Below are 25,597 nucleotides of genomic sequence, written 5' to 3' on the forward strand. Positions count from 1 at the left end.
CACCGGGGCACGGACGGTGTGTGCCGGAAAGCTGCACGATGCCCAGGAACACCCTCGGCGACGCCATGCCGCCCGCCCTTCGGTCGGCCGCGATCGTGTACGCCGTCGAGACGGCGGGCCACCTGTGCGAGGTCCTGCGCTACTCGTCCCCCGCGATGGCGGAGCACGGCTGGGCCCGCATGTGCATGTACCGCACGGCCGACGCGATGGACACCATCGGCTTCCTCGTCGACGGGATCGCGGTCAGGTTGCAGGGCTTCGGCTGGGAGCCGGCCGCGATCCGGGGGCTGCTCAAGGTCGACCAGGAGTTCGTTCGGACCGCGCGGCCCGAGCGGGTCGGCGGACGGCGACTCACGGAGCGGGAACTGCACGTGATGCCGGAGTGGATCGTCGCGCAGGTGCGGGACTGCGTCGCCTTCGTGCTGCTGCGGATCCCGGTGATGCTGCGGGCCGCCGCGCCGGAGCGGAACGACCTCTGGGTGCGGCAGTGCCTGGCGCCGATGGTCGACTCGATGGACCGGTTGGGGCGCCTCGCGAGGGTCTTCGCGACGGTGCACGTCGACGTGTTGGACGAGCACATGCTCCGGCGGTACCAGCACCTGTTCCAGCAGCGGCCGCGGGCGGAGATGCCGTACCCGGAGCGACCCGGCGATGTGTTCCGGACGAGTTGGGGAGACGTCTCGGCCGGTCCGGAGGCGTACGAGGTGCGGGCGCTGGCGCTGTTGGTCCTGCTGGACGAGCGGTTCGAGCGCCGGTGGTGGCAGGGGGCCGGCGGCGGACTGCGCCCCGAGGTGAGGAACGCCGCCGTCGCGACCCTCCACGCGCTGGAGACCGAGATGAGCCCGCCGGGAGACGGCCACCGTTACTGGCTCACCGAGGCTGAGTGGATCTACGCCGAAGCCGTCTCGGCGGCCCTGCGGGACCGCCTGGCCGCCCTCCCGGACCGGGAGCAGCCGCTGCCCGAGGTCCTGCGCGCCCTGTTCGAGCGCACCCCCGTCCGGAGCGAGCGGTGAGCGGCCCCGCCGCCGGGGCGCGGCTGGTCGGGCTGCTGGTGGCGGTGCTGGTCTCGGCCGTCGCCGGGCTGGCGGTGTTCATCCTCCGCACCCGGCTCGGGTCGCGGGCGACCGAGGCGGCGCTGTGGGCCGGGTCGGCGTTCGGGGGGAGCATGGCGGTCGCGCTCGGCGCGCTGGCCTTCGCGTTCGGCGGGTGACCGGGCCCGGCCTGCCGGGCCGCTCAGAGGCGGTGCCGCACCCAGACGTTCGGCTCGACGTACACGGCGACGCCCTGTTCGCGGTCGCAGCGGACGGGGGTGAGCGCGCCGGGCACCACGACCTCACCGCTGCGCTCGAAGGGCAGGCCGGTCCACGCGCGCCACTCGGCCAGGGAGCCGGAGACCGTCATCGACGCGGGTGCCACCTTCTCGACCACGGCGCCCGCGCGGACGTGGACCCGCAGCCACGGGTCGGACGGAAGCCCGTCCTCCGCCCGGGTGCGGACGGCGTACTCGCTCATCGGCGTCCACGGTTCGAGGTGCTTGAGCACGGGCCGGACGGGGGCGACGAGTTCGGCGAACCCCCGGCCGCGCGCGTTCTCCCGCAGGGCGGCCAGTAGGAGCCCCGAGAGGCCGTGGCCCTGCCGGTCGGGGCGGACGGAGACCTCGAGTGCGCCGACCGTGTCCGGCGCCTCGCCGTGCCCGTGGTCCGCGAAGGCCCTGAGCAGCATCGCGTCCCAGCCGCGCGCGGGCAGCTCGCCGTCGTGCTTGGGATCGGCGAGCCGGAACGGCACGCTGAACGCGCGGCCGACCACCGCGCCGTGCTCGTCGTCGTCCGTCGCGACCAGGACGTGGTCGCCGAACACCTCCGGGACCCGGCCGAGGCACGCGCTGTTGAGCGGGTCCTGCAGCAGGAAGTCCGGCCAGCTGTCGGGCATGTCCCAGAGGGCGCCGACCAGCTCCGGGCGCTCGGCGAGGGTGGTGACGGTGAGTCGGTCCATGGGGCCAGCGTAGATCGTCGGGCGCTCGGGGCCCGGCCGCCACCGCATCGGTCGCCGGGCCGCCGGTGCTCCTGACGGCATGCTGCCGGTGGCCTGTCGGTGAGTTGACGGCCACCGGGCGCACGATGGTGCGCATGACCGAACTCCTCACGGCATCCGACGACGCCCCCGCCCTCACGGCCCTGGACGACGGGACCGGGCCGAGCGTGCTGGTGGTCCACCCCGGTGGCGGGGACGCCACGGCCTGGGACGGCGTGGTCCGCCTGCTGGCCGACGACTTCCGCGTGGTCAGGATCAACCGGCGGATCTACGCTCCCGGTGCGGACCCCGCCCTGCCCCACTCGATGGCCGTCGAGGCGGCCGACATCCTCCGGGTCGCCCGGCTCCTCGAACCGCCGGTGCTCCTGGTGGGGCACTCCTCGGGCGCCGTCGCCGCCCTGGAGGCGGCGCTGCTCGACCCGTCCGCCGTCGCCGGGCTCGTCCTCTACGAACCTCCGCTGCCCACCCGGGAGTTGATCGCCGGAGAGGCGGCGGTGCGGGCCCGGGCCGCGCTGGACGCGGGCGACCGGGTCGAGGCGCTGCGGATCCACCTGCGCGACATCGTCCGGATGCCCGTGGACACGGTCGAGGCGCTGCTCGCCGACGACGGCGTGCGCGGGGCCCTGGTCGCGCACGTGACGGCACAGATCGCGGACGACGAGGCGATCGACGCACTCGGCACCGGCACCGACCGCTTCGCCGGCCTCGCCGTGCCCACGACCCTGATCGAGGGCGACCTCAGCCCCGCCCATCTGCGCGAGCGGCTGCACGACCTGGCCGCGACGCTGCCGGACGTGCGGACCGTCACCTTCGCCGGTCAGGGGCACATCGCCCACCTCACCGCCCCCGGCCTGCTGGCCGACACCGTCCGGGCGGCGGCGGGGCGGGTGCTCGACGTCCACCGGCCGGGGTGACCGCCCGGCTCGGTGCGTTGGGTCCGCTACCGGGGCCGCCGGTCGTCCCCGGGCGACAACACCCCGGTGCGGTAGGCCTCCAGGCGCTCGGCCAGCTCCTGCGGGTGCCCCAGCATCGGCAGGTGGTCGCCCGGCATCCCGTCCGGCCGGAGGCCCAGCCGCTCGACCGTCACCCGGCGCAGGAACTCCGCCGGGAAGAACCGGTCCCCGGTCGCCAGCAGGGCCCTGGTCGGCACCTGCGGCCAGCCGGACAGCGGCCACGGGGTCTCGAACGGCCGTGCGGCCTGGCCGCGTTGGTGCTCGGCCAGCAGCTCGGCCGCGAGCGGCGCCGGGGTGTCGTGGAGGAAGAGGGAGAGCGGATCCTCCTCGGCGCCCTCGGGCACGCCCCGACGCCGGTCGGCCTCCTGCCGGGCCGCGCCGTACCCCGTGTTGTCCCACCAGAGGCCGGGCGCCTCGCCCGGCGCCGGGACCTGCGCGTGCAGCAGCACCAGCAGGTCCACCGGCAGCCGGTCGCACACCAGGGGGCCGGTGAACCCGCCGAACGAGTGCGCCACGACCACGAGTTCGCGCCGGTCGCCGATGGCCTCGACCACCGTGTCCGCGTACGCGGCGAGGCCGGCCGACTCGTCCTCGCACGGCAGGTCCGGCGCGACCACGGCGTGGCCGCGCGCGGCCAACACGGCTGCCAGCGGCCCCCAGTACCACGCGTCCGCCGCCGCGCCGTGGATCAGTACGTACGTCGCCACCGGGCACCCTCTCCGCCGTCCGGGCCCCGCCGCCCTCCGGCGGCGGCTCGCCCGTCGCACGCTACCGGTCCGCACCGACAGCGCCCGGCAGGCCGGGGGCGGCGCTCCGCCGGTGTCGGGGGAACCGCCGTCGGAGGGCGGCGGCACCCGGTGGCATCCGGTGGCGCGCGGCGCGGAAATCGGGGAGGCTCGGGCGCATGGTCTCGGTACTGCAGAACGTGGCGATCGACTGCGCGGATGCCTACGGGCTGGCGCGGTTCTGGAGCGGGGTGACCGGCCGGCCGCTGGGCCCGGAGGACCGGCCGGGGGACGAGGAGGTCGCGGTGCTGCTCGCCGAGGGCGGGCCGACCCTGTACTTCAACCAGGTGCCCGAGCCGAAGACGGTCAAGAACCGGATCCACCTCTGCCTGCGCCCGGAGGACGGCCGCGACCCGGAGGTGGCACGCCTGCTGGCCCTCGGCGCCACCATGGTCGCGGACCGCCGCAACCGCGACGGCACCGGTTGGGCCGTCCTCGCCGACCCGGAGGGCAATGAGTTCTGCGTGCTGCGCAGCGCGTCCGACCGGGCCGCGACGAACGCCTGACGCCCCGGCGGCGCCCCCGGAACGCGACCGCGTTCCGGGGGCGTTCGGCACGTCGTCAGGGCAGCCGAGGCTCCGCCGGCTCCTCCAGGCCCTCCAGCGTCTCCGGGCCCTCCAGCGCCCTCAGTGCGTCCGCCGGGAGCGCCAGCCCGGCCGCCGCCGCCGAGTCGCGGACGGAGGCGGGGCGGCGGGCACCGGGGATCGGCAGGACGACCGGCGACTGGGCCAGGTGCCAGGCGAGGCAGACCTGTTGCGGGCTGACCCCGTGGGCGCGGGCCACCGCGTGGAACGGGGTGTCGGCCGGCGGTGCGTCGGTGCCGGGGTCGTCGACGGCGCTGCGGGAGATGCCGCCGAGCGGGCTCCAGGGGAGGAAGGCGAGGCCGAGCCGGGTGCACAGGTCGAGGGTGTCCCGGGTGGCCCGGTGCGCGGGGGAGAAGCGGTTCTGCACGGAGACCAGGAGCGGTCCGAGGATCTCCCGTGCGGTGCGGATCTGCGCGACGTCCACGTTGGACAGGCCGACCATCCGGATGATCCCCTCGTCGGCCAACTCCCGCAGCGCGCCGACCGATTCGGCGAAGGGCACGGCCGGGTCCGGCTTGTGCAGCTGGTACAGGCCGATGGCCTCCACGCCGAGCCGGGCCGCCGAGGCCCGGGCCGCCCTGCGCAGGTGGCGCGGATCGCCGTCGACCGTCCAACTGCCGTCGCCGGGGCGGCCCCGACCGCCCTTGGTCGCCACCAGGACGTCCCGGGCGCCGGGCCCGTAGGCGGCCAGGGCGCGGGCGATCAGGCGCTCGTTGTGGCCGACCTCGTCCGCGTGCCAGTGGTAGGAGTCGGCGGTGTCGATCAGGGTCACGCCCGCGTCGAGGGCGGCGTGGATCGTCGCGACGGCCTGCTCCTCCTCCGGTCGGCCCTCGACGGACAGCGGCATCGCGCCCAGGCCGACGGTGCCGACACGGACGCCTCCGATGCTGCGGCTGACGGGGGACGACGTGCTGCCGGTCATGCGAGGGCCTCCTCGACCGCCCGGGGCAGCCAGTCGGTGACGGGGGAGAAGCGGAAGCCGAGCCGGGTGGCGCGGGTGGTGTCCATCGCGTAGCAGCGGTCGAAGAAGAAGGGGGAGGGCGGCGTGGGCGGGGCTCCCGCAGGGGTCGTGAACACCGGCTCGACGCCGGTCGCCCGCCCCACGAGCGCGCACAACTCCCGTACGTCCAAGGGCCTTTCGGAGGCGGCGTTGACCGGTCCGGTGAACTCCGCGGTGACCGCCCGGGCCAGGAAGCGGGCGATCTCCGGCGCGTGGACGAAGGAGGCACGCTGCGGCGCGGGGTGGACGGCCACCGGGAGCCCGCGCCGGATCCGCTCCACGTAGTGCGCCAGCCGTCCGGTGAAGTCCGCGCCGCCGAGCACGTGCGCCGTCCGGACGGTGACCAGGTCGAAGGGGGCCGACCGGGTGAGCAGTGCCTCCGCCTGGCGCTTGCCTTCGGCGTACCGGGAGTTCGCGAACTCCGGTTCGCCCCAGGGGAGGTGCAGGTCGACGGGTTCGGCCGACAGGTCGAGTGCCTGCTCCGGCAGCGGCGGGCCACCGGGTCGGCCGAGGTGGGCGTAGACCTCGACGGTGGAGGTGAGCAGGTAGCGCGGGGTGCGCCCGGCGAACACCCGGGCGGCCACGGCCGCCTGGACCGGTGTGTAGCAGACCTGGTCGACGACCGCGTCGAAGCGCCGGCCGCCCAGCGCGGCGAGCAGGCCGCCCTCGTCGTCGCGGTCCGCGCGGAGGTGGGTGACGCCGGGCGGGGCGGGGGTGGAGCCGCGGTTGACCACGGTGACGCTCGCGCCGGCGTCGCGGAGCTCCTCGACCAGCCGCCTCCCGAAGTGCCGGCTCCCGCCGATCACACAGACGTCCATGCTTCCGATCCTCGTTCCGTTCCGTACCGGCAGTGTGGTTCCAGCGGTGCCGGTCGGTCGTTCCCGTCCGGCGGCGTGGACCAGCCTGCCCGGGGGTGGTGACCAGCGGTAGTGTGGAATGAGCGGATCCGTCGTTAGGAGAACTGTTGATCGACGTCCAGCGGCTCGCGGTGCTCCGGGAGGTCGCCCGCCGCGGCAGCTTCAACCGGGCGGCCCACGCCCTGCACTGCACCCCCTCCGCCGTCTCCCAGCAGATCGCGGCACTCGAACGGAGCCTCGGCGCACCCGTCGTGGCACGCTCCACCCGCGGCGTCACCCTCACCGACCCGGGCCGGCTCCTGGTCGAGGCCGCCGACGCGATCGCCGCCGAACTCACCGACACCCAGCAGCGGATCGCCCGGCTCACCGCCGAACGCACCACCCTGACCGTCGCCACCTTCGCCAGCGGGGGCCGACGCCTGCTCCCCGAGCCCCTGGCCCGCTTCGCCGCCGACCACCCCGAGGTCGAACTGACCGTCCTGGAAGCCGAACCCGAGGAGAGCCTGCCCGCCGTCCGGGAGGGCCGCGCCGACCTCGCCCTCGGCTACCACGTCGAGGGCCCGCCGCCCGCGCGACCCGGCGACCGGTCCGGACTGGACTGGACGCCGCTCGGCGAGGACCCGCTCCGGATCGTGCTGCCCGTCCACCACCCGGCCGCGGCCCGCCACCGGGACCGCCCGGAGGCCCCGCACCTCGCCGAACTCGCCGACCAGCGCTGGATCCTGGGCTGCCGGAAGTCCGCCGGCCAGCTCGCCCGGTACGCGGACCTGGCAGGTGTCGAGCTGCGGATCTGCTGCACCGCGACGGACTACGAGTTCGCCCAGTCCCTGGTCCGGGCCGGGATCGGCATCGCCCTGATCCCCGAGATCGGCCTCGCCCCGCACCCGGAGCTGGTCGCCCTCCCGCTCGCCGAACCGTACCCGCGCCGCCACCTGGGGCTCGCCCTCGCCCGCCGCCGGCGCGGCCGGGCCGCCCGGCTGGCCGAGGAACTGGCCGCGCGGCTCGTCGAGGGGGCGACGGCGGCCCGGTCGTGAAACCCGGCGTCGGGGCCGCGCCGGTCCCGGTCGCCGACGGTTCGCAGAAGGCCGAACCGCCGGTGGAAGCCCGAGTAGGAGGCGCGAGGGCGGGTACGTCCGGTAGGTCAAGGGGAGGACGGCATGGGCCTGTTCGGACGGAAGAAGAACCAGCCCCCGGCAGCCGGGCTCGACATCGGCGGCGGGACGCGGCTACACATCGACGCCTCACCGGCGGAACTCAAACGCCTCGTCAAGGCCATGCGCGCCCGGGCGGAGGCCGGGGACGTGGAGGCGATGGGCCACCTGGGGCGGATGCTCGAGTACCAGGGCAAGACATCGGAGGCCATGCGGTGGCACCGGGAGGCCGCCGTCGCCGGTGACGTCGGCTCGGCCGTCTGGCTCGGCGACCAGCTGCTCAAGGTCGGGCAGACCGACCTGGGCCTGGACTACCTCCGCCTCGCCGCCCGTGGCGGGCACCTCTCGGCCGCCTTCAACCTCGCCGCGCTGCTGCTCGGCCAGGACGCGGACGATGAGGAGGGCGCCCACTGGATGCTGCGCGCCGCCGAGGCCGGCCACCAGAAGGCGATCGACTTCCTCGGCCTCGACCTGGACAGGGTCCGGGCCGCCCGGGCGGCCGTCGCCCTGGACGTGGCCAAGGCCGAACAGGGGGACGTCGAGGCCGCGTACCGGGCCGCGAGCGTCCTGCTCGACCTCGTCGAGACTGAGCAGGCGGAGCGCTGGCTGGAGGTCGCCGCGGCCGGTGGGATCGCCGACGCGGCCTGGGACCTGGCGCTGCGGCTGCGCCGCCGGGGCGAGACCGGCCGGGCCGTCGAGCTGCTGGAGCAGGCCGGCCGCCGCGGCCGCCCCGGCGGCGCCAAGCTCGCCGGGCTCTGGCTGTTCGGCGACGGCAGGCCGGCGGAGGCCGTGCCGCTGCTGCGCCGGGCGGTGGCCGAGGGGGAGGAACTGCTCGCCCCGGTCCTCGGCGCCGCACTCGGCGCGGCGGGCGATCTCGACGGCGCGGTGGCGGTGCTGCGCCCGGTGGCGGAGGCGGGCGACTGGCAGGCGCAGTACAACCTGCTCTCCGTCCTCCAGCAGCAGGCCGCCCGCACGGGCGTGGGCCGGGACTCCCAGGAGATGTGGGACCTGCTCGCCCGCGCCTCCATCGGGCTGCACGCCCAGGCCCGCGAGCGGCTGGACGCCGGACAGCCGCGGCAGGCCGCCGACCTCTTGCTGATCGGGGCCCGGGCGGGGGACCCGGCGGCCCAACGCTCGCTCGGGGAACTGCTGTTGGCGATCGATCCGGAGGATCCGGAGGGCCGGGACTGGCTGCGCCGGGCGGGCGAGCGGGCCTGAGGCCGGGCGTCGGTGGGGCGGGCGCCGTGCCGAACTCCCTTTCGGCGTCCGCCCGGTCGGCGGCGGAAGGCGTTGGCCTGGAACCCGGCTGTTCGTCAGACTCCCTGCATGCAGACGATCGACGAGCGCATCGAGGCCATGGCACACCGCCTCGCCCGAGTCCCCGGCGTGGTCGGGGTGATGCTCGGCGGGAGCCGTGCGCGCGGGGAGCACCGGCCCGGGTCGGACTGGGACCTCGGCGTCTACTACCGGGGCGGGCCCGACCTCGCCGCGCTGCGGGAGCTCGCCGGGCCGGGGGTGGAGGTGGCCGGTCCGGGCGGCTGGGGGCCGTGGGTGAACGGCGGGGCGTGGCTGGAGGTCGACGGGGTCGCCGTGGACTGGATCCTGCGGGACCTCGACCGGGTGGAGCGGGTGTGGGCGGACTGCCGGGCGGGCCGCTTCGAGGTCGGGGTGCAGGCCGGGCACCCGCTGGGGTTCTGGTCGCCCTGTTACCCCGGCGAGGTCGCACTCGGGCGCGTACTCGCCGACCCGGCGGGGGAGTTGGCCGTACTTTGGGCACAGACCGTCCGGTACCCCGAGCCGCTGCGCGAGGCCCTGACGGCTGCGGCGTGGGAGGCGGAGTTCCTGGTCGGCGGCGCGGCCGAGGGCGCGGCGCGGGGCGACGTCCTGTACGTCGCGCTCTGCCTGTCCCGGGCGGTCGGCGTGCTGGTGCAGGCGCTGTACGCGCACGACCGCCGTTGGTGCCTCAACGAGAAGGGCGCGCTCGCCGTGGCCGCCCGACTCCCGTGCGCCCCACGTGAGTTCGCGGACCGGGTGGGGCGTTTGCTCGGGGCCCCGGGCGTGCGCCCCGAGGAACTGGGCGCGACGGTCGGGCGGGCGCGCGGGCTGGTCGGCGAGGTGCTGGCGGCCCTGCGCGGGTGACGGCGTGGCCGCTGCGGTGGCTGACCGCACTCCCCGCCACTCTCAAGCTATAGCGCACGGGGGGCCTTGCGGCAAGGCCCCGGTCATGCCGCAGAATCCTCCACTCCAGGGCCGTCCCTGGGCGAACGGGAGGAACGACGAGATGCGAGTGGTGCTGTCCACGTACGGGTCGCGCGGCGATGTCCAGCCGCTGGCGGGGCTCGCGGTGCAACTGCGCGAACGCGGCGCGGAGGTGCGGGTGTGCGCTCCGCCGGACGAGGAGTTCGCGCAGCGGCTGGCCGCCGTCGGGGTCGAGGTGGTGCCGGTCGGGGCGTCGGTGCGGTCGCTGGTGCGCGGGGCCCTGCCGGCGCCGGAGGAGCTCCCCCGGCGGGCGGCCGTGATGGTCGAGCGCTTCCACGCGGCGGTCGCGGCGGTGGCCGAGCCGGGCGGCGCGGTGCTGGCCACCGGGGTGTTCCCGGCCGTGGCCGGTGCCCAGGCGGCGGCCGAGGCGGTGGGCGCCCGCTTCGTGTACGCCGCCCTCCAGCCGACCATGCTGCCCTCCCCGCACCACCCGCCGATCGAGTTCCCGCTGGCGCCGTACCGGCCGGGGCTGACCGGCAACCGGGAGCTGTGGGCGGACAACATCCGGACCATGAACGCGCTGTTCCGCGACGCGGTCAACGACCACCGCGCGTCGATCGGACTGCCGACCGTCGACAACGTGCGCGACCACGTGTTCACCGAGCGCCCCTGGCTGGCGACCGACGAGCTGCTCGGCCCCTGGCCCCGGCCGGTCGACCGCGAGGTGGTGCAGACCGGTGCCTGGCTGCTCGCGGACGAACGCCCGTTGCCCGCCGACCTGTCGGCCTTCCTCGACGCGGGCGAGCCCCCGGTGTACGCGGGCTTCGGCAGCATGCCGCTGCACGGGGCCCCGGACGCCGCCCGGGTCCTGGTCGAGGCGGCCCGGCGGCAGGGGCGGCGGGTCGTGCTCGCCCGGGGCTGGGCGGAACTGGCGCCCGTCGACGGCGCGGACGACTGCTTCACCGTCGACGAGGTCAACCAGCAGGCGCTGTTCCCGAAGGTCGCCGCCGTCGTCCACCACGGCGGCGCGGGCACCACCACCGCGGCCGCCCTGGCCGGGACCCCGCAGGTCGTGGTGCCGCAGATCGTGGACCAGCCCTACTGGGCCGCCCGGGTCGCCGCGTTGGGCATCGGCGCGGCCCACGACGGTCCGGTCCCGACCCTGGATTCGCTGTCCGCCGCGCTCCGGCGGGCGTTGACACCGGAGGTCGGGGCACGGGCGGCGGCGGTCGCGGGCCGGATCCGCACGGACGGCGCGGCGGTGGCCGCGCGGCTGCTGCTGGGCTGAGCCGCCCGGCGACGGGAGGGGGAGGCCGCTCCGGTCGGCCTCCCCCTCCCGCGGAGCCCGACCCGGTGGGTCTAGTCGCGGAAGAACTGCTCGCCCGAGTCCGGGAGTCGGGCGTCGTTGCGGTCCAGGTACTCCCAGAGCTTCGCCGTCTTGCCGTACGGCCGGGCCAGCGTCACGTGCCGCAGCGGCGAGTCACCCACGCTGACCAGCGGGGGCTCGGTGACCGTGCCGTCCGTCCAGGTCACCTTCACCCGGGCGACGTCGGGGCCGACGGCCAGCGTGACCACGTCGGCCGGAGCCAGCGTGTCGCCCTTCCCGCGGTGTCCCGGCGCGATCCCGGACAGGCTCGCCCCGCTGCGGGGGTCGAGCTTGCCCGGCGACGGGGCGGTGCCCTCGTCGTCGTGGCCCAGGCGCTCCCCGTCCAGCGTGAAGTAGGTGTTGGTCACATCGACGTCCGGGTTGTAGTACCGGTCGACGAAGTCCTCGGTCGGCTTGGTCAGCGCCGGGTCGAACGGGCTGCGGTCCTGCCACACCGCCAGCGCCTGTTCGTACGCCCGCTCCTTCGGCGCCGCCGGCCACAGCGCCTGCCACAGGATCCACAGCTTGCCGTCCGCCCTGGTGCCCTGGTCGAGGGCCACCCGGACCGGGGTCAACGGGTCCCGGACCGCCGGGGCGGCGGCCGTCGACGGCGGCCCGCCGGTGCCCGAGCCGGGAGCACTGCCGGCCGGCACCAGCGGGTGGCCCGCCGTCGGCTGCGGCCGCAGTTCGGTGACCGCCCCGCCCGCCAGCACCAGCACCGAGGCCAGGGCCAACGCGCCGACCACCGTCCGGCGCCGCTGCCGGATCCGCCGCCCGCCCGCCAGGATGTCCGCCACCGGCGCCGGGCCGATCCGCGCCGTCGACGCCGCCTCGGCCAGGCCCAGCCCGACCCACACGTCGGCGTCCCCGCCCGCCTCCGCGCCGCCGGCGCGCTCCGCGTTCCCCGTGCTCATACCGCTCCTCCGATCTCGGTCCTGTCCTTGGGCTTCCGGTCCTCGGGCCCCATCAGCGCCGGGACCTGCCGCAGCCGCCCGATGCCCTTCGCCGCGTGGCTGCGCACCGCACCGGTCGAGCAGCCCATCGCCGCCGCCGTCTGGCTGTCGCTGAGGTCCTCCCAGTACCGCAGCACCACCGCCTCGCGCTGCCGCGGCGGCAGCGTGGCGAGCGCCGCCAGCAGCGCCCCGCGCTGGTCGGAACGGGCGTAGCCGTCCTCCGGCCCCGCCGCGTCCGGCACCGCGTCGACCAGCAGCTCCGGCGGCCGGCGGCGCCAGCGGCGGGCGTGCTGGTTCACCAGGATCCTCCGCACGTAGGCGTACGGATCGTCCGCCCGGCGCACCTTCGGCCAGGCCGCGCAGGCCTTCTCCGCCGCGGACTGCACCAGGTCCTCCGCCGCGTACTGCTCCCCGGCCAGCAGGTACGCCGTGCGCACCAGTCGGGGCCAGACCGCGACGATGAACGACTGGAACTCCTCGTCCCGCCCGCTCTTCGCTTCTCCCATGAGCACCTCCTCACCCACCCAGAGCCCGGGCACGGCCGGAAGCGCTTACTCCGGGTCGAACGTCCCGGGGGGCACCGTGCGGGCGTTCGTCCCGCGGGTCGGGGTGGTCCGCACCGCGCGCCCCACCGGCACCACCCGCCACCGTCCGCCGCACGATCCTCTCCCGGCGCGGCGCGGGAGTCGGACCCGCCCTCCCCGGCCGGCCCCGGTGCGGCCCAAGTGGCGCCACATGGAAAGGAGTTGAGGGACGGGCCGATCGGGTGCGACCGTTCGGTGCCGGGCGGTCCGAGCGGCCCGGCCGGCGCGGCGACTGTCGGCCAGGGGCCGAAAAGCCGGACTCGAACGTGTGTCGGGCGCCATCATGGGTGGGTGCACTTCACCTCGGAGAGCGGTTCGGACGGTGTCTCGGAACGCCGTTTCGTCGTCGACGGCGTTCCCGGCCTGCTCTGGCAGCCGGACGGATCGGCCCTGGGCGGGCGGCCGTTGGTGCTGCTGGGGCACGGCGGCGGGCAGGGCAAGGAGGGCCCGCGGGAGCGCGCCCGGCGGTGCGTGACCCGGTTCGGGTGGGCGGCGGTGGCGATCGACGCGCCCGGTCACGGCGAGCGGACGCGCACCGCGCAGGACGAGCGCTTCGCCACCGAGATCGGGGAGTTGCTCGCGGTCGGGCGGCCGATCAGCGCGTGGGTGGCCCGGCACACGGCGGCGCTCGCGGAGCGGGCCGTGCCGGAGTGGCGGGCCGTGCTGGACGCCCTGGAGGCGGGGGCGGGGGAGGGGCTCGGCCCGGTCGGGTACTGGGGGCTGTCGCTCGGGACGGCCATCGGCATCCCGCTCGCGGCGGTCGAACCCCGGGTGGTGGCCGCGGTGTTCGGGCTGGCGGGCCACGCCTCGCTGGCGGAGGCGGCCGGGCGGGTGTCGGTGCCGGTGGAGTTCGTCCTGCAGTGGGAGGACGAACTCCAGCCCCGGGAGGCGGCCCTGGCGCTGTACGGCGCGCTGGGGTCGCGGGAGAAGTCGCTGCACGCCAACCCCGGGGGCCACCTGGCGGTGCCGGACTTCGAGTCGGCCTCGGCGGAGCGGTTCCTGGCCCGCCATCTGCCCTGTGGAGCCCGCTGACGGGGCCGCCGCCAACACGTCGCGCCGTGCGCACAATTCCGCCACATCTGTTCCGCGGCTCACAGCATTCCCGCAGGTTCGGGTGTCCGTATTGCCGGGGCGGCGGGAATTTGTCGCGACTTGGTTGGCATGCTCATATTCCGGCGCTTGTCAGCAGTCAGTAAAACTTCGCAAAGAATTGCCCTTGGCAACCGCCTGCCCAGGGGGGTGTTTCAACAGAATGTTGCAGCTCAGGGGGGCGGTGGTCACCCGACGTCGATTTGGCGTGACCGGGCGTGCCCGCCCCGCCCGGCAATCCGCAGGAGTACGGTTCCCAACGAATCGCCGAACGGGCTCCCGAGCAATCTCCCGAGCCCCCTCGGCCGTACCGGGGAATTGGTGCGCCGCATGGGTCTGCAAAAGGGTGGGGAAGGGGCCTCGGAAGGGGCTCCGGGTGTGGTCCGTCCGATATCCGTCAAGTTGGTCGTCGAAGTCCTGCGCGGAATCGCGCAGGTCGATTTCATGCCGTCCGCCGTGTGCGGGCTCTTCTTCGTCGCCGCACTGTTCGCCGCCGGCTGGCAGTACGGCCTCTACGGTCTGCTCGGCAGTGCCGTCGCCACCGCCGTCGGCTACGGCCTCGGGCTGCGCAGGGACACCGTCGAGGCCGGGCTGGCCGGGTACAACGGGTGCCTGGTGGCCCTCGGCTGTGCGGTGTTCCTCGGCCCGGGCCACCCCGCCACGGTCGTGGTCGCGGTGCTCGGCGCCGCCGTCGCGGTGGTGGTCGGCGCGGGGCTCGGGGCGCTGCTGGCGGGGCGTGGACTGCCCGCGCTGACCGCGCCGTTCTGCCTGGTCGCGACGGCCGTCACGGTCGCCGCGCCCGGCTTCCGGCGACTGTGGCCGGCGGGCGCCGGCCCGGCCGCGCTGCCCGGACCGGCGGTCGGGGGGACGGCGCTGAGCTGGGAACAGCTCTGGCACGGGTTCTTCGCCAACATCGGCCAGATCTTCTTCCTGCCGCAGTGGTACGTCGGCCTGCTGTTCCTGGCCGGGCTGTTCGCGGCCAGTCGGCTCGCCGGGGCGGTGGCCTGCGCCGGCAGTGCCGTCGGGCTGCTCACCGCCTGGGCGTTCGGGGCTCCGGCCGAGGCGGTCGGGCAGGGACTGCTCGGCTACAGCGGGGTGTTGACGGCGCTGGCGCTGTGCGGGGTGTTCGTCGCCCCCTCCGGCTGGAGCGCGGCCTACGCCGCGCTCGGCGCGGCCGCCGCCACCGTGCTGACCCCGGCGCTCGGCGCGATCGCCGCGCCGTTCGGCGGCCATGCCTTCACCTGGCCGTTCGTCCTGACCGCCATGCTGTTCCTGGCGGCGGTCCCGGCGATTCCCCGGCTGCGCCGGATCTGATCCCGCGGACGCCCCGTCCGGTATTCCGGCCGTCCAACTCCCTTGCATTTCATCTGACTTGTAATCCGTCGGATTCTCGGAAAGGAGGAGTGGTTCCCGTGAATCTCTCCCCGCGTGAGATGGACAAGCTCTACATCTACGTCGTGGCCGATCTGGCCCGCAAACGCCGCGACCGCGGCGTCAAGCTCAACTACAGCGAGGCCTGCGCGCTGATCAGCGAGGCCATCATGGAAGGCGCCCGGGACGGCCGCACCGTCGCCGAGTGCATGGAGATCGGCAAGCAGGTCGTCAGCAACGCCGAGGTCATGCCCGGCGTGCGGGAGATGCTGCCGCTGCTCCAGGTCGAGGCCGCCTTCGTGGACGGCACCAAGCTGGTCTCCTGCCACGACCCGGTCGGTGCCTGACCGATGACCGCACCCCAGTCCGCCCTGGTCGTCCTGGCCGGTGGGCACGAGAGCGACGGCGGCCGTGACCTGGCCGCCCTGGCCGGGCACCGCGGCCACGGGGCCACCGTGCACGCCGTCGCGGCCGCCGGCCGTCCGCTCGCCGAAGCCGTCCGCTCCGCGCTCGCCGCCGGCGACGCACCGGTGTGCGTCGTCCCGATGACCCTCGGACGGGACCCGAAGCTGGTCGCCGACACCGCCCGCGCGCTGCGCTGGCTCGCCGACGGCGAGGGCCGCGGACGGATCGCGCTCACCGCGCCCTTCGGCGCCGCCGAGCACCTGATCGGCTGGCTGCGCGCCGCCGCGGCCACCGCCGGCAGCGGGGACGCCGTCCTGGTCACCGCCCCGGCCGCGGGCCCCTTCGAGGACGCCGAACTCTTCCGGATCGCCCGCCTGGTCCGCCAGTACGGGCGGCACCGCTGGGTCGAGGTGGCCCTCACCGGCGGCGACCCGGACCCGGCCGAGGGGATCGAACGCTGCCGGCTGCTCGGCGCCGACCGGGTCACCGCCGTCCCGGCCTCCTTCGGCCCGGCCCTGCCGGCCGGAACCGACCGGCCCGGCCCCGCCCGGGACGGCGGCCCGCTGCTGCGCCCGTCCGCGATCACCGGCGTGGTCGCGGCCCGCACGGCGGCGGCCCTGCACCTGCTCGGCCACGGCGAGGACGGCATCCTGGCCGGCCTGGACGCCGAGCACGGCCACGGCTACGCGCACAGCCACGGGCCGGGCGAGGCGGACCACGGCCACGGCCACGGCCACGGCCACGCGCACGGTCCGGGGCACAGCCACAGCCACGGTCCGGGGCACACCCACGGCCCCGGCCCGACCCACGGCCACCACCCCCACACCCCCGCACACACCCCCACTGAACCGGCAGAGAGGAAGGCCAGCCATGTCCGGTAGTGCCGCATACCTGTACGGCGACGACCCGGTGGAGATCAACGCCGGCCGAGCCAAGGCCACCATCACGGTCAGCAACACGGGCGACCGCGCGATCCAGGTCGGTTCCCACTACCACTTCTTCGAGGCCAACCGCGCCCTCGACTTCGACCGCAACGCCGCCTTCGGCAAGCACCTGGACATCCCGGCCGGCACCGCCGTGCGCTTCGAGCCCGGCGACACCAAGGACGTCACGCTCGCCGAGTTCGGCGGCCACCGCCGGCTGGTCGGCTTCAGCAACCTGGTGGACGGCGGCATCACCGCGCGCGACACCCGCGCCCGCGCCATCGACCGGGCGATCGCCCGCGGCTTCAAGGGCACCAACCTCGACTACAAGGACGACGACCTGCACGGCAGGGACTTCCACACCCAGATCCACTCGGAGCACGAGGAGGGCGACCGCTGATGGCCATGCTGTCCCGCAAGCAGTACACCGACCTGTTCGGACCCACCGTCGGCGACCGCTTCCACCTCGCCGACACCAACCTGGTGGTCGAGGTCGAGAAGGACTTCAACCAGGGCCACTACGGCGACGAGGCCGTCTACGGCGGCGGCAAGGGCATCCGCGACGGCATGGCCCAGGACCCGGCGGCCACCTCCGTCCAGGGCGCGCTCGACCTGGTCATCACCAACGTCGTCGTGCTGGACCCGGTGCTCGGCGTGGTCAAGGGCGACATCGGGGTCAAGGACGGCTTCATCACCGCCGTCGGCAAGGCCGGCAACCCCCACACCCAGAGCGGGGTGCACCCCAAGCTGGTGATCGGCCCCGGCACCGAGGTGATCTCCGGCGAGCACCTGATCGCCACCGCCGGCGGCATCGACACCCACATCCACTTCATCGCCCCGCAGCAGGCCGAGGAGGCGCTGAGCAACGGCATCACCACCCTGATCGGCGGCGGCACCGGCCCGTCCGACGGCACCAACGGCACCACCTGCACCCCCGGACCGTGGAACATCGGCCGGATGTACCAGGCGGTCGAGGAGCTCCCGGTCAACGTCGGGCTGCTCGGCAAGGGCAACGGCTCGCTGCCCGGCGCGCTGCGCGAGCAGGTCGAGGCCGGCGTCTGCGGCCTGAAGGTGCACGAGGACTGGGGCAGCACCCCGGCGGCGATCGACAGCGCGCTCAGCGTCGCCGACGAGTACGACGTGCAGGTGGCCATCCACACCGACACCCTGAACGAGTCCGGCTTCTTCGAGGACACCCTGTCCGCGATCGACGGCCGCACCATCCACACCTTCCACACCGAGGGCGCGGGCGGCGGCCACGCCCCCGACATCATGCGGATCGCCGGCGAGCCCAACGTGCTGCCGTCCTCCACCAACCCGACCCTGCCCTACACCGTCAACTCGGTGGACGAGCTGCTCGACATGGTGATGGTCTGCCACCACCTCAGCCACGACATCCCCGAGGACGTCTCGTTCGCCGACTCCCGGGTGCGCGCCGAGACGATCGCCGCCGAGACCGTGCTGCACGACGAGGGCGTCATCTCGATCTTCTCCTCCGACTCGCAGGCCATGGGCCGGATCGGGGAGTCCTTCACCCGCGCCTTCCAGACCGCGCACCACTGCAAGGCGGAGCGCGGCAAGCTGGCCGGGGACACCGAGCGCAACGACAACTTCCGGGTCCTGCGCTACCTCGCCAAGCTCACCATCAACCCGGCGATCGCCTCCGGCACCGCCGAGCACATCGGCTCGCTGGAGCCCGGCAAGCTGGCCGACATCGTGCTGTGGCCGATCAACTCCTTCGGGGCCAAGCCCAAGCTGGTCATCAAGGGCGGCCTGATCAACTGGGCGCTGATGGGCGACCCGAACGCCTCGCTGCCCACCCCGCAGCCGGTGTACTACCGGCCGATGTACGGCGCGCTCGGCCGGGCCAAGCAGGCCACCCGGATCACCTTCATGTCCCAGGCCGCCGTCGACCTCGGCGTGCCGAAGGAACTCGACCTGGCCAGCCGGGTGCTGCCGGTGCGGCACTGCCGCTCGGTCGGCAAGCAGCACATGGTGCGCAACGACGCCCTGCCGAAGATCGCGGTCGACCCGGAGACGTACAAGGTCACCCTGGACGGCGAGCCCGCCACCATCGAGCCGGCCCGCGAACTGCCGCTCAACCACCTGTTCTACCTCACGTGAGCGCCGTCGCCGGGCCCGAGGACGCCGGACTGGACGCCCTGCTGGTCAGCCTCCAGCTGACCGACTCGGCCTTCCCCAGCGGCTTCTACACCCTCTCGCACGGTCTGGAGGGCTACGCCCAGGCGAAGGCCGTCACCCCGGACACCGTGCCCGAGCTGCTCGCCGACCTGCTGCGGCACAGCGTGGGCCCGGCCGACGCCACGGCGCTGGCGCTGGCCCACCGGGCCGCCGCGGCCGGCGACTGGGAGCTGCTGGTCGAGACCGACCAGCGGCTGCACGCCACCAAGCTCAACCGCGAGCTGCGGCTCGCCGCCACCCGCACCGGACGCCAACTCCTGGACATCGCCCGGGAGTCGGTGGGCGGGGAGCCGCTGGAGCGGTACGCCGCCCTGGTCGCCGAGCGGCGTGCCCCCGGCTGCCAGGCGGTGTCCGCCGGGGTCGCCTACGCCTCGGCCGCCGTACCGGTCGAACAGGCCGTCGCCAGTGACCTGTTCGCCTTCTGCACCAGCTTCGTCGGCGCCGCGCTGCGGCTGCGGCTGACCGACCACCGCCGGGCCCAGGTGGTGCTCCGGGGCGCCGCCCCGGTCATCCGGGAGGTGGTGGCGGCCGCGCTGGTGCGGGAGTTGGCCGACCTGGGCGGCTGCGTGCCGGTCGCGGACGTGATGTCCGGCCGGCACGAGCGGGCCGAGGCCCGGCTGTTCGCGAGCTGAACCCCCTTCCACAGCACGGCGAGCAACGGCGAGCCACGGCAATTCACGGCAAGTCACCGCAAATCACTGCAGTTCACAGCAAGTCACTGCAAGTCACGGCGAGGAGATCCGCATGACCGAGAACGTGCTCCGGGTGGGCATCGGCGGCCCGGTCGGCTCCGGCAAGACGGCGCTGATCGAGGCGCTGGTGCCGGTGCTGATCGCGCGCGGCCACCGCCCGGCGGTCATCACCAACGACATCTACACCCAGGAGGACGCCCAGCACGTCCGCCGCACCCTGGCCGGGGTGCTCGACCCCGACCGGGTGGTCGGCGTGGAGACCGGCGCCTGCCCGCACACCGCCGTCCGGGACGACCCGACGATGAACCTCGCCGCCGGGGCGGAGATGCTGGAGCGCTTCCCCGACGTCGACACCCTGCTGTACGAGTCCGGCGGCGACAACCTGACCCTCACCTTCAGCCCGGTGCTGGTCGACCTCTTCCTGTTCGTGCTGGACACCGCCGAGGGCGAGAAGATGCCCCGCAAGCGCGGCCCGGGCATCACCGAGTCCGAGCTGCTGGTGATCAACAAGATCGACATCGCCCAGTACGTCCGGGTGGACCTCGGCGTCATGGAGTCCGACGCCCGGCGGGTGCGCGAGGGCGGTCCGGTGGTGCTCACCAACTGCCTGACCGGGGAGGGGCTGGAGGAGATCGCGACCTTCCTGGAGACCTTCCGGAAGGTCCCCGCGTGACGGTGACGGCGGGCGCCCCGCAGGACGCGGCGGAGCGGCCGGTGCCCCGGCTCGACCCGCGGCACTACGAGCCCGCCCGGGTCCCGTACGAGGTCCGCCGGCACGCCGGGACGCCCGACACCCTCGCAGTCGGGCGCCCCGGCAAGGTCGGGCTGCTGGAGCTGGCCTTCGAGCGGGTCGGCGGGCGCACCGAACTCACCGGCCACTACCAGAAGTCGCCGCTGCAGATCATGCGCCCGCTGTACTTCGACCCGGCCCGCCCGGACCTCGCCGTCACGCTGCTGATGTCCACCGGCGGCGGCATCCTCCAGGCCGACCGGCTGCGCACCGACATCCGCTGCGGCGCCGACACGGCCGTGCACCTCACCACCCAGGCGGCCACCAAGGTCTACCGGATGGAGTTCGACTACGCGACGCAGCTGGTCAACCTGGAGGCCGGGCCGGGCGCGTACGTGGAGTACCTGCCCGAGCCGGTGATCCCCTTCGTCGACTCCCGGTTCTACCAGCGCACCGTGCTGACGGTCGACCCGGGGGCGACGGTGCTGGCGGGCGAGACCGTGCTGGCCGGGCGGCTGGCCCGGGGCGAGCGCAACGCCTACCAGGTGTTCGCCTCGGACCTCGAAGTGCGGCGCCCGGACGGCGAGTTGGTGGCGCTGGACACGGTGCGGCTGGAGCCCTCCGGGCCCGGCCGCGGGGTGGCGGGCCCGGCCGTGCTCGGCGGGCACGACGTGATGTCCAGCCTGTACGTGCTCAGCCCGCTCGCCCCGGCGGCGCGGATCGCCGACGTGCTGCACGAGGCGCTGGCGGGGCGCGGGCCGCTGTACGGGGTCAGCGTGCTGCCGCAGGACGGCGGCGCCTGGCTGCGGCTGCTCGACTCCGACAGCCGGGCCTGCGCGGCGGCGCTGCGGGCGGCCTGGGACGCGGTGCGGCGGCTGCTGATCGGGGTGCCGGCGCCGCAGCTGCGGAAGACCTGAGGGGGTGCGGCGCGGCGGGGGCCCTGGCGGCCAGGGTGGCCAGGGTGGCCAGGGTGGTCCTAGCGGCCCGGGTGGTCCGGGTGGTCCCGGTCGGCGAGGCGGGCGATCTGCCGGTGGCTGAGGTCCACCGTGCGGTTCATGTGCTTGACCAGGAAGGCGAGTTCGTCCTCGCTGTCCTCCGCGAAGATCGCCGCCCAGTCGCCGCCGAGGTCGCGCCACACCGCCCCGAAGCGCTCCAGCGCGTCGGGGAGGACGGCGACCAGCACCCGGCGGCGGTCCGCCTCGTCCCGCTGCCGGGCGACCAGCCCGGCCTTCTCCAGCCGGTCGACCAGCCGGGTCGCCGAGCCACTGGTGAGCCCGGTCAGCTCGGCGATCCGGCCGGTGGTCACCGGGCCGTCCTCCAGGGTGAGCAGGTTGAGGCACTGGACGTCGGTCGGGTGCATGCCGAGGTGGTCGGCGACGGCCTGGTTGAACAGCACGTAGGAGGCCAGGTAGCGGCGTGAGACCGGCCAGAGCCGGGCCATCAGTTCGTCGCGGGAGGGCGTCATGGGGTCAGGGTAACCGGCGGCCCGATTAAAAGTTGCGCGACGCAGAGATTTCTTCCTATGTTGTCTGCATGACGCAGACAACTGTCCGACTCCCCGTCGCCGTGACGGGCGCCACCGGCGCCCAGGGCGGCGCCGTCGCCCGCGCCCTGCTCCGGGACGGCCGCCCGGTCCGGGCCCTCACCCGCACCACCGACTCCCCGGCCGCCCGTGAACTCGCCGCCCTCGGCGCCAAGTTGGTGCGGGCCGACTTCGACGACCCGGCCTCGCTGGGCGCCGCCCTGGCGGGCGCCGGCGCCCTGTTCGCGATGTCCACGCCGTTCGGGACGGACCCGGACACCGAGGTCCGCCAGGGCACCGCCCTGCTCGACGCCGCCGCCGCGGCCGGCGTCCGGCACGTCGTCCTCACTTCCGCCACCAACGCCGACCGCTCCACCGGCATCCCGCACTTCGACTCCAAGCAGCGCCTCGAACAGCACCTCGCCGGCCTCGACCTGCCCTGGACCGTCCTCGGCCCGGCCGTGTTCCTGGACAACTACGCCGGCGACTGGACCCTCGACTCCCTGCGCCGGGGCGTCCTCCACCTCCCGATGCCCGCCGCCACCCCCTTCCCGGTGATCGCCGTCGAGACCATCGGCGCCTTCGCCGCCCACGTCCTGGCCCACCCGGAGGGGCACGCCGGGCAGCGCATCGACATCGCCTCCCAGTGGTGCACCGGCGACCGGATCGCCGCCGCCATCGCCGCCGCGAGCGGGCGCCCGATCCGCTGCGAGGAGGTGCCGCTGTCCGTCGTCGAGACCTACTCCGCCGATCTCGCCGCGATGTTCCGCTACTTCCAGGAGACCGGCCTCGACCTCGACACCGAGGCCCTGCACGCGGCCCACCCCGCCGTCGAGTGGCGCACCCTGGAGGACTGGGCCGCCGGGCAGCCCTGGGACCTGTGAGCCGCGCCGTCGCGCCGCGCGGGGTCGGGGCCTCCGGGGCGTCCGGGGTGCCGGGCGGTGTCACGGATGACGGACCTCCCCCCTACGATGACCGTCATGGATTCTGGGGGGCCGGGGCTCCAACTCATCGACGGGCGCTTCGAACTGGTGGAGCGTCTGGGCGGCGGAGGCATGGGTCTGGTGTGGCGGGCGCGCGACACCGTCCTGCAACGTGAGGTGGCGCTGAAGGAGGTGCGCCCGCCGGATCCGGCCGACCTCGCGGGGGACCCGGGGGCGGCGGCGGTGCTGCGCGAACGCGTGCTGCGCGAGGCCCGTTCGCTGGCGCGGCTCAACCACCCGCACGTGGCGACGATCCACCACATCGTCGACCGGCCCGAGTACCCGCACCCCTGGCTGGTGATGGAGCTGGTGACCGGCGGCTCCCTGCACGACCGCCTCGCCCGCGGCCCGATGTCGCCGCTGGAGGCGGCCCGGCTCGGCCGCGGCGTGCTCTCCGCGCTGAGCGCCGCGCACGCGGCCGGCATCCAGCACCGGGACGTGAAGCCCGGCAACGTCCTGCTGCGCCCGGACGGCAGTCCGGTCCTCACCGACTTCGGCATCGCCGCGCTCGCGGAGTCGCCCAGCCTGACCACCACCGGCGCCCTGATCGGCTCGCCCGAGTACATCGCCCCCGAACGCGTCCGCGGCGAGGAGGGCAACCCGGCCTCGGACCTGTGGTCGCTGGGGATGATGCTCTTCGTCGCGGTCGAGGGCTACCACCCGCTGCGGCGCGGCACCAGCCTCGCCACCCTGGCCGCCGTGCTGGACGAGCCGGTCCCGCCGCCGGTGCGCTCCGGGCCGCTGGGCCCGGTGCTCGCCGCCCTGCTGGTGCGCGACACGGCCGCCCGCCCCGACGCCTGGCTGCTCGACCGGCAGCTGACCGAGGCCGAGCACGCGTCGGCGGCCGCGGGGGAGGCCGGCACGGTCGGGACGGTGCGGCTCCAGCCCTCGGCCGGCGCCGTCCCGCCGCAGGCCACCGAGTGGGTCACCGGTCACTCCGCCGGGTACCCGACGGGGTACCCCGGTGGCCCGACCGCCGGGCACCCCGCCGGTCCGGGCGCCGGGTACCCCACCGGTGCGACGGCCGGGTACCCCACCGGTGCGACGGCCGGGTACCCCACCGGTGCGACGGCCGGGTACCCCGCTGGTCCGGGCGCCGGGTACCCGACGGGGTATCCCACCGGGTATCCCACCGGACCCACCGGCGGGTACCCGACCGGGTATCCCACCGGTGCGTCCACCGGTCCGACCTTCGGCCCGCCGCAGCCCCCCGGCCCGCAGCCGAGCGACGCGAGCCCCCGCCCGGGCCGGAGGCGCGGCGTGCTGCGGTCCGGTTACCTGCTCCTGGTGCCGGTGCTGACGCTGTCCGTCGTCTACGGCATCCAGTACTTCGCGGCCAAGGGCACCGCCGGCATCCCCGGCAGCGACGCACCGGCGGCCTACCCGGGACTGCTCACGCCCGCCGGCGTCCGCGGCGCGATCCAGGCCATGAACCAGAAGACCGGCAACCGTCCCGTCCTGGAGTTCACGCTCCAACAGGACTCCGGGGGCGTCGTCGTCGCGACCACCGCGAACCCGAACCTCTACGACTCCTTCGACTACCGCGACGGCCGGACCACCCAGGGCCCGCGCTCCGGCAGCGTGGCCTTCGGCGAGAAGCCGGTGGACCTCCAGGCGGTCAACTGGGACGCCCTCCCGGCCCTGTTGCAGCGGGCCGACACCGAACTCGGCATCGCCCACCCGACCACCCACCACATCGCCGTGCACAACGCCCCGGGGATGGGCGACACCGGGCCGACCCTCCTGGTCTACGTCGGGGACTCCTACGGCAGCGCCTACCTGCGGGCGGACGCCAGCGGCACCGTCACGAAGACCTATCCGCGCACCTGACGGGCCGCCGTCACCCGGGCCGGCGGCCCAGCCGCTCCACGAACCTGCGCTGCCACGGCGTCTCCACCGCGTGCCGGCTGTAGTGCTGCCGGACGTAGCCGACCGCCTCCGCCGCCGGGACACCGTCCAGCACCGCGATGCAGGCGAGCGCGGTGCCGGTGCGGCCCCGGCCGCCCGCGCAGGCGAGTTCGACCCGCTCGTCCGCGCAGCGCTCCCAGGCCTCGCGAAAGGCGTCGGCCGCGTCCGCGCGGTCGGCGGGCAGCCGGAAGTCCGGCCAGCGCACCCAGCGGCTCGGCCACGGGAGCGGCTTCGGCGCGCGGTCGAGCAGGTAGACGCCGAAGTCCGGCCGGGGGCCGGGCGGCAGCGGCCGGCGCACGCCGCGGCCGCGCAGCAGCCGCCCGGAGGGCAACCGCAGCACGCCGGGGGCCGCAGGATCCCAGGTGACGGGCGCGGCTTCGGGTGCGGAGTCAGGGCGGTCGCTCATCCCGCCTCCTCAGGGGCCCGGGTGCCCGACGAGCTCCAGGCTGCGCTCCCACAGTGCGGCCCGGGCCCGCAGGTCGTAGGCCTGGCGGTGGGCGCGGGCCTCGCGCAGCCGGTCGTAGTAGCGGCCGGTGACACCGGCGAGGGCAGGGTCGGTGACCAGCCGGTGGGTGGCGGTGACGCCGTCCTCCAGGCTGTCGATGCTGTGGCCGATCTCCTGGAGCACCATCTTGGTGGGCATGTACGTCGACGGGTGGAGGCTGTTGACGGTCACCTCGGCGGCGGGCACCCGGGCGGCCAGTTCGAAGCCACAGGCGATCTGGGCGAGCTTGCTGCGGCAGTACGCGCTGGTCCCGCTGTAGTCGCGCTCCAGCATCAGGTCGTCGAAGTCGACCTCCTCCTGCCCGGCGGAGGCGACGTTGACGATCCGGGCGGGCGCCCGTACGGCGGTGGAGGCGGTGGCGGATGAGCTCGCGCGCAGCAGCGGCAGCAGTTCCAGGCCGAGCAGCAGGCCGGCCAAGTGGTTGACGGCGAAGCGCAGTTCGTACCCGTCGGCGCTGGTGCGGCGGGTCCGCCCGTCCGGTTCGCCGGCGCCGACGCCCGCGTTGTTCACCAGGACGTCGAGCCGGTCGGTGGTGCCGCGGACCTCGGCGGCGAGGGCGCGGACCTGGTCGAGGTCGGCCAGGTCGGCGCGCAGGGTGGCGGGCCGGTCCAGGCCGTGGGCCGCGGCGATCTCCCCGGCGGTGCGGTCCAGCCTGCCCTTGTCGCGGCCGTGCAGCAGGACGGTGGCGCCCTCGGCGGCGAGGCGGTGCGCGAGGGCGCGGCCGAGGCCGTCGGTGGAGCCGGTGACGAGGACGGTCCGCGGTGGGGTGGGCCGGGTCATCGGGACTCCTGGGGCCGGAGGGGA

Annotated in this window: 28 protein-coding genes; 19 read left to right on the forward strand and 9 right to left on the reverse strand. The window is 75.1% G+C overall.

Annotated elements, in window-relative coordinates; genetic code table 11:
* Positions 1–38: 38 nt before the first annotated feature.
* Both AB0O91_RS17910 and AB0O91_RS17915 read left to right on the forward strand, forming a co-directional pair.
* Entirely contained in the window at positions 39–1,013 is a 975-nt protein-coding gene (locus tag AB0O91_RS17910) for a hypothetical protein (protein WP_363433659.1), read from the forward strand.
* Positions 1,010–1,210: a hypothetical protein gene (locus AB0O91_RS17915; protein ID WP_363433662.1), complete on the forward strand. Its 201-nt coding sequence runs from the start codon at positions 1,010–1,012 to the stop codon at positions 1,208–1,210. The genes AB0O91_RS17910 and AB0O91_RS17915 overlap by 4 nt, the downstream gene beginning before the upstream one ends.
* Positions 1,211–1,233: 23 nt before the next feature.
* Here AB0O91_RS17915 and AB0O91_RS17920 read toward each other — a convergent pair whose 3' ends face one another.
* Positions 1,234–1,992 (reverse strand): N-acetyltransferase, encoded by a 759-nt coding sequence (locus AB0O91_RS17920; RefSeq protein ID WP_363433664.1) that lies wholly within the window; start codon positions 1,990–1,992, stop codon positions 1,234–1,236.
* A 134-nt stretch (positions 1,993–2,126) separates the two neighbouring features.
* On the opposite strand from AB0O91_RS17920, the gene AB0O91_RS17925 reads away from it, so the two are divergent.
* Positions 2,127–2,945 (forward strand): alpha/beta hydrolase, encoded by an 819-nt coding sequence (locus AB0O91_RS17925; RefSeq protein ID WP_363433666.1) that lies wholly within the window; start codon positions 2,127–2,129, stop codon positions 2,943–2,945.
* A gap of 26 nt (positions 2,946–2,971) precedes the next feature.
* Here the strand turns inward: AB0O91_RS17925 and AB0O91_RS17930 are convergent, their stop codons facing one another.
* Positions 2,972–3,691 carry an alpha/beta hydrolase gene (locus tag AB0O91_RS17930; protein ID WP_363433669.1) on the reverse strand — a complete coding sequence of 240 codons (720 nt, stop codon included), beginning with the start codon at positions 3,689–3,691 and terminating at the stop codon, positions 2,972–2,974.
* 197 nt (positions 3,692–3,888) lie between these two features.
* Here AB0O91_RS17930 and AB0O91_RS17935 point away from each other — a divergent pair, with 197 nt between their 5' ends.
* On the forward strand, positions 3,889–4,275 hold the full coding sequence (locus AB0O91_RS17935; protein ID WP_363433671.1) for a VOC family protein: 387 nt from the start codon (positions 3,889–3,891) through the stop codon (positions 4,273–4,275).
* Positions 4,276–4,330: 55 nt separating this feature from the next.
* On the opposite strand, the gene AB0O91_RS17940 is transcribed toward AB0O91_RS17935, so the two are convergent.
* Positions 4,331–5,275, reverse strand: a complete 945-nt coding sequence (locus tag AB0O91_RS17940; RefSeq protein WP_363433674.1) for an aldo/keto reductase — start codon at positions 5,273–5,275, stop codon at positions 4,331–4,333.
* Positions 5,272–6,171, reverse strand: a complete 900-nt coding sequence (locus AB0O91_RS17945; RefSeq protein WP_363433677.1) for an NAD-dependent epimerase/dehydratase family protein — start codon at positions 6,169–6,171, stop codon at positions 5,272–5,274. The genes AB0O91_RS17940 and AB0O91_RS17945 overlap by 4 nt, the downstream gene beginning before the upstream one ends.
* Before the next feature lie 146 nt (positions 6,172–6,317).
* Here AB0O91_RS17945 and AB0O91_RS17950 point away from each other — a divergent pair, with 146 nt between their 5' ends.
* From AB0O91_RS17950 to AB0O91_RS17965, 4 genes are all read left to right on the forward strand, one after another.
* Positions 6,318–7,244, forward strand: a complete 927-nt coding sequence (locus tag AB0O91_RS17950) for a LysR family transcriptional regulator (protein ID WP_363433680.1) — start codon at positions 6,318–6,320, stop codon at positions 7,242–7,244.
* Positions 7,245–7,367: 123 nt separating this feature from the next.
* Entirely contained in the window at positions 7,368–8,579 is a 1,212-nt protein-coding gene (locus AB0O91_RS17955) for a tetratricopeptide repeat protein (RefSeq protein WP_363433682.1), read from the forward strand.
* Positions 8,580–8,687: 108 nt separating this feature from the next.
* Positions 8,688–9,500, forward strand: coding sequence for a nucleotidyltransferase domain-containing protein (locus AB0O91_RS17960; RefSeq protein WP_363433685.1), 813 nt, complete (start codon positions 8,688–8,690; stop codon positions 9,498–9,500).
* Positions 9,501–9,642: 142 nt separating this feature from the next.
* Positions 9,643–10,848, forward strand: coding sequence for a glycosyltransferase (locus tag AB0O91_RS17965; protein ID WP_363433688.1), 1,206 nt, complete (start codon positions 9,643–9,645; stop codon positions 10,846–10,848).
* Between the two features lie 71 nt (positions 10,849–10,919).
* On the opposite strand, the gene AB0O91_RS17970 is transcribed toward AB0O91_RS17965, so the two are convergent.
* On the reverse strand, positions 10,920–11,840 hold the full coding sequence (locus tag AB0O91_RS17970) for a hypothetical protein (protein WP_363433690.1): 921 nt from the start codon (positions 11,838–11,840) through the stop codon (positions 10,920–10,922).
* Positions 11,837–12,385 (reverse strand): SigE family RNA polymerase sigma factor, encoded by a 549-nt coding sequence (locus AB0O91_RS17975; protein ID WP_363433693.1) that lies wholly within the window; start codon positions 12,383–12,385, stop codon positions 11,837–11,839. The genes AB0O91_RS17970 and AB0O91_RS17975 overlap by 4 nt, the downstream gene beginning before the upstream one ends.
* 369 nt (positions 12,386–12,754) lie before the next feature.
* Here AB0O91_RS17975 and AB0O91_RS17980 point away from each other — a divergent pair, with 369 nt between their 5' ends.
* From AB0O91_RS17980 to AB0O91_RS18020, 9 genes are all read left to right on the forward strand, one after another.
* Entirely contained in the window at positions 12,755–13,495 is a 741-nt protein-coding gene (locus tag AB0O91_RS17980) for an alpha/beta hydrolase (protein ID WP_363433696.1), read from the forward strand.
* A gap of 435 nt (positions 13,496–13,930) precedes the next feature.
* Entirely contained in the window at positions 13,931–14,866 is a 936-nt protein-coding gene (locus AB0O91_RS17985; RefSeq protein WP_363433699.1) for an urea transporter, read from the forward strand.
* 98 nt (positions 14,867–14,964) lie between these two features.
* Positions 14,965–15,270, forward strand: coding sequence for an urease subunit gamma (locus AB0O91_RS17990; RefSeq protein WP_363433701.1), 306 nt, complete (start codon positions 14,965–14,967; stop codon positions 15,268–15,270).
* Positions 15,271–15,273: 3 nt separating this feature from the next.
* A complete protein-coding gene (locus AB0O91_RS17995) occupies positions 15,274–16,209 on the forward strand; it encodes a cobalamin biosynthesis protein CbiX (protein ID WP_363433704.1) in 936 nt (311 codons plus the stop codon).
* Positions 16,199–16,651, forward strand: a complete 453-nt coding sequence (locus AB0O91_RS18000) for an urease subunit beta (RefSeq protein WP_363433707.1) — start codon at positions 16,199–16,201, stop codon at positions 16,649–16,651. The genes AB0O91_RS17995 and AB0O91_RS18000 overlap by 11 nt, the downstream gene beginning before the upstream one ends.
* On the forward strand, positions 16,651–18,375 hold the full coding sequence (ureC, locus tag AB0O91_RS18005) for an urease subunit alpha (RefSeq protein ID WP_363433710.1): 1,725 nt from the start codon (positions 16,651–16,653) through the stop codon (positions 18,373–18,375). Before AB0O91_RS18000 ends, ureC begins: the two co-directional genes overlap by 1 nt.
* Positions 18,372–19,085, forward strand: a complete 714-nt coding sequence (locus tag AB0O91_RS18010; protein WP_363433712.1) for an urease accessory UreF family protein — start codon at positions 18,372–18,374, stop codon at positions 19,083–19,085. The genes ureC and AB0O91_RS18010 overlap by 4 nt, the downstream gene beginning before the upstream one ends.
* 112 nt (positions 19,086–19,197) lie before the next feature.
* The gene (gene ureG / locus AB0O91_RS18015) at positions 19,198–19,818 is read left to right on the forward strand and encodes an urease accessory protein UreG (protein ID WP_363433714.1); all 621 of its coding nucleotides are present in this window, start codon (positions 19,198–19,200) and stop codon (positions 19,816–19,818) included.
* A 2-nt stretch (positions 19,819–19,820) separates the two neighbouring features.
* Positions 19,821–20,792, forward strand: a complete 972-nt coding sequence (locus AB0O91_RS18020; protein WP_363433915.1) for an urease accessory protein UreD — start codon at positions 19,821–19,823, stop codon at positions 20,790–20,792.
* A gap of 59 nt (positions 20,793–20,851) precedes the next feature.
* Here the strand turns inward: AB0O91_RS18020 and AB0O91_RS18025 are convergent, their stop codons facing one another.
* On the reverse strand, positions 20,852–21,340 hold the full coding sequence (locus tag AB0O91_RS18025) for a MarR family winged helix-turn-helix transcriptional regulator (RefSeq protein ID WP_363433716.1): 489 nt from the start codon (positions 21,338–21,340) through the stop codon (positions 20,852–20,854).
* A gap of 68 nt (positions 21,341–21,408) precedes the next feature.
* On the opposite strand from AB0O91_RS18025, the gene AB0O91_RS18030 reads away from it, so the two are divergent.
* Together AB0O91_RS18030 and AB0O91_RS18035 are read left to right on the forward strand one after the other, a co-directional pair.
* Positions 21,409–22,281: an NmrA family NAD(P)-binding protein gene (locus AB0O91_RS18030; RefSeq protein ID WP_363433718.1), complete on the forward strand. Its 873-nt coding sequence runs from the start codon at positions 21,409–21,411 to the stop codon at positions 22,279–22,281.
* A 96-nt stretch (positions 22,282–22,377) separates the two neighbouring features.
* A complete protein-coding gene (locus tag AB0O91_RS18035) occupies positions 22,378–24,210 on the forward strand; it encodes a protein kinase (RefSeq protein ID WP_363433722.1) in 1,833 nt (610 codons plus the stop codon).
* Positions 24,211–24,220: 10 nt separating this feature from the next.
* On the opposite strand, the gene AB0O91_RS18040 is transcribed toward AB0O91_RS18035, so the two are convergent.
* Positions 24,221–24,694, reverse strand: a complete 474-nt coding sequence (locus AB0O91_RS18040) for a protein phosphatase (RefSeq protein WP_363433724.1) — start codon at positions 24,692–24,694, stop codon at positions 24,221–24,223.
* 9 nt (positions 24,695–24,703) lie between these two features.
* Positions 24,704–25,573 (reverse strand): SDR family NAD(P)-dependent oxidoreductase, encoded by an 870-nt coding sequence (locus AB0O91_RS18045; RefSeq protein WP_363433727.1) that lies wholly within the window; start codon positions 25,571–25,573, stop codon positions 24,704–24,706.
* Between the last annotated feature and the right edge of the window lie 24 nt (positions 25,574–25,597).

It is taken from the genome of Kitasatospora sp. NPDC089797 (assembly GCF_040684795.1).
GTDB lineage: Bacteria > Actinomycetota > Actinomycetes > Streptomycetales > Streptomycetaceae > Kitasatospora.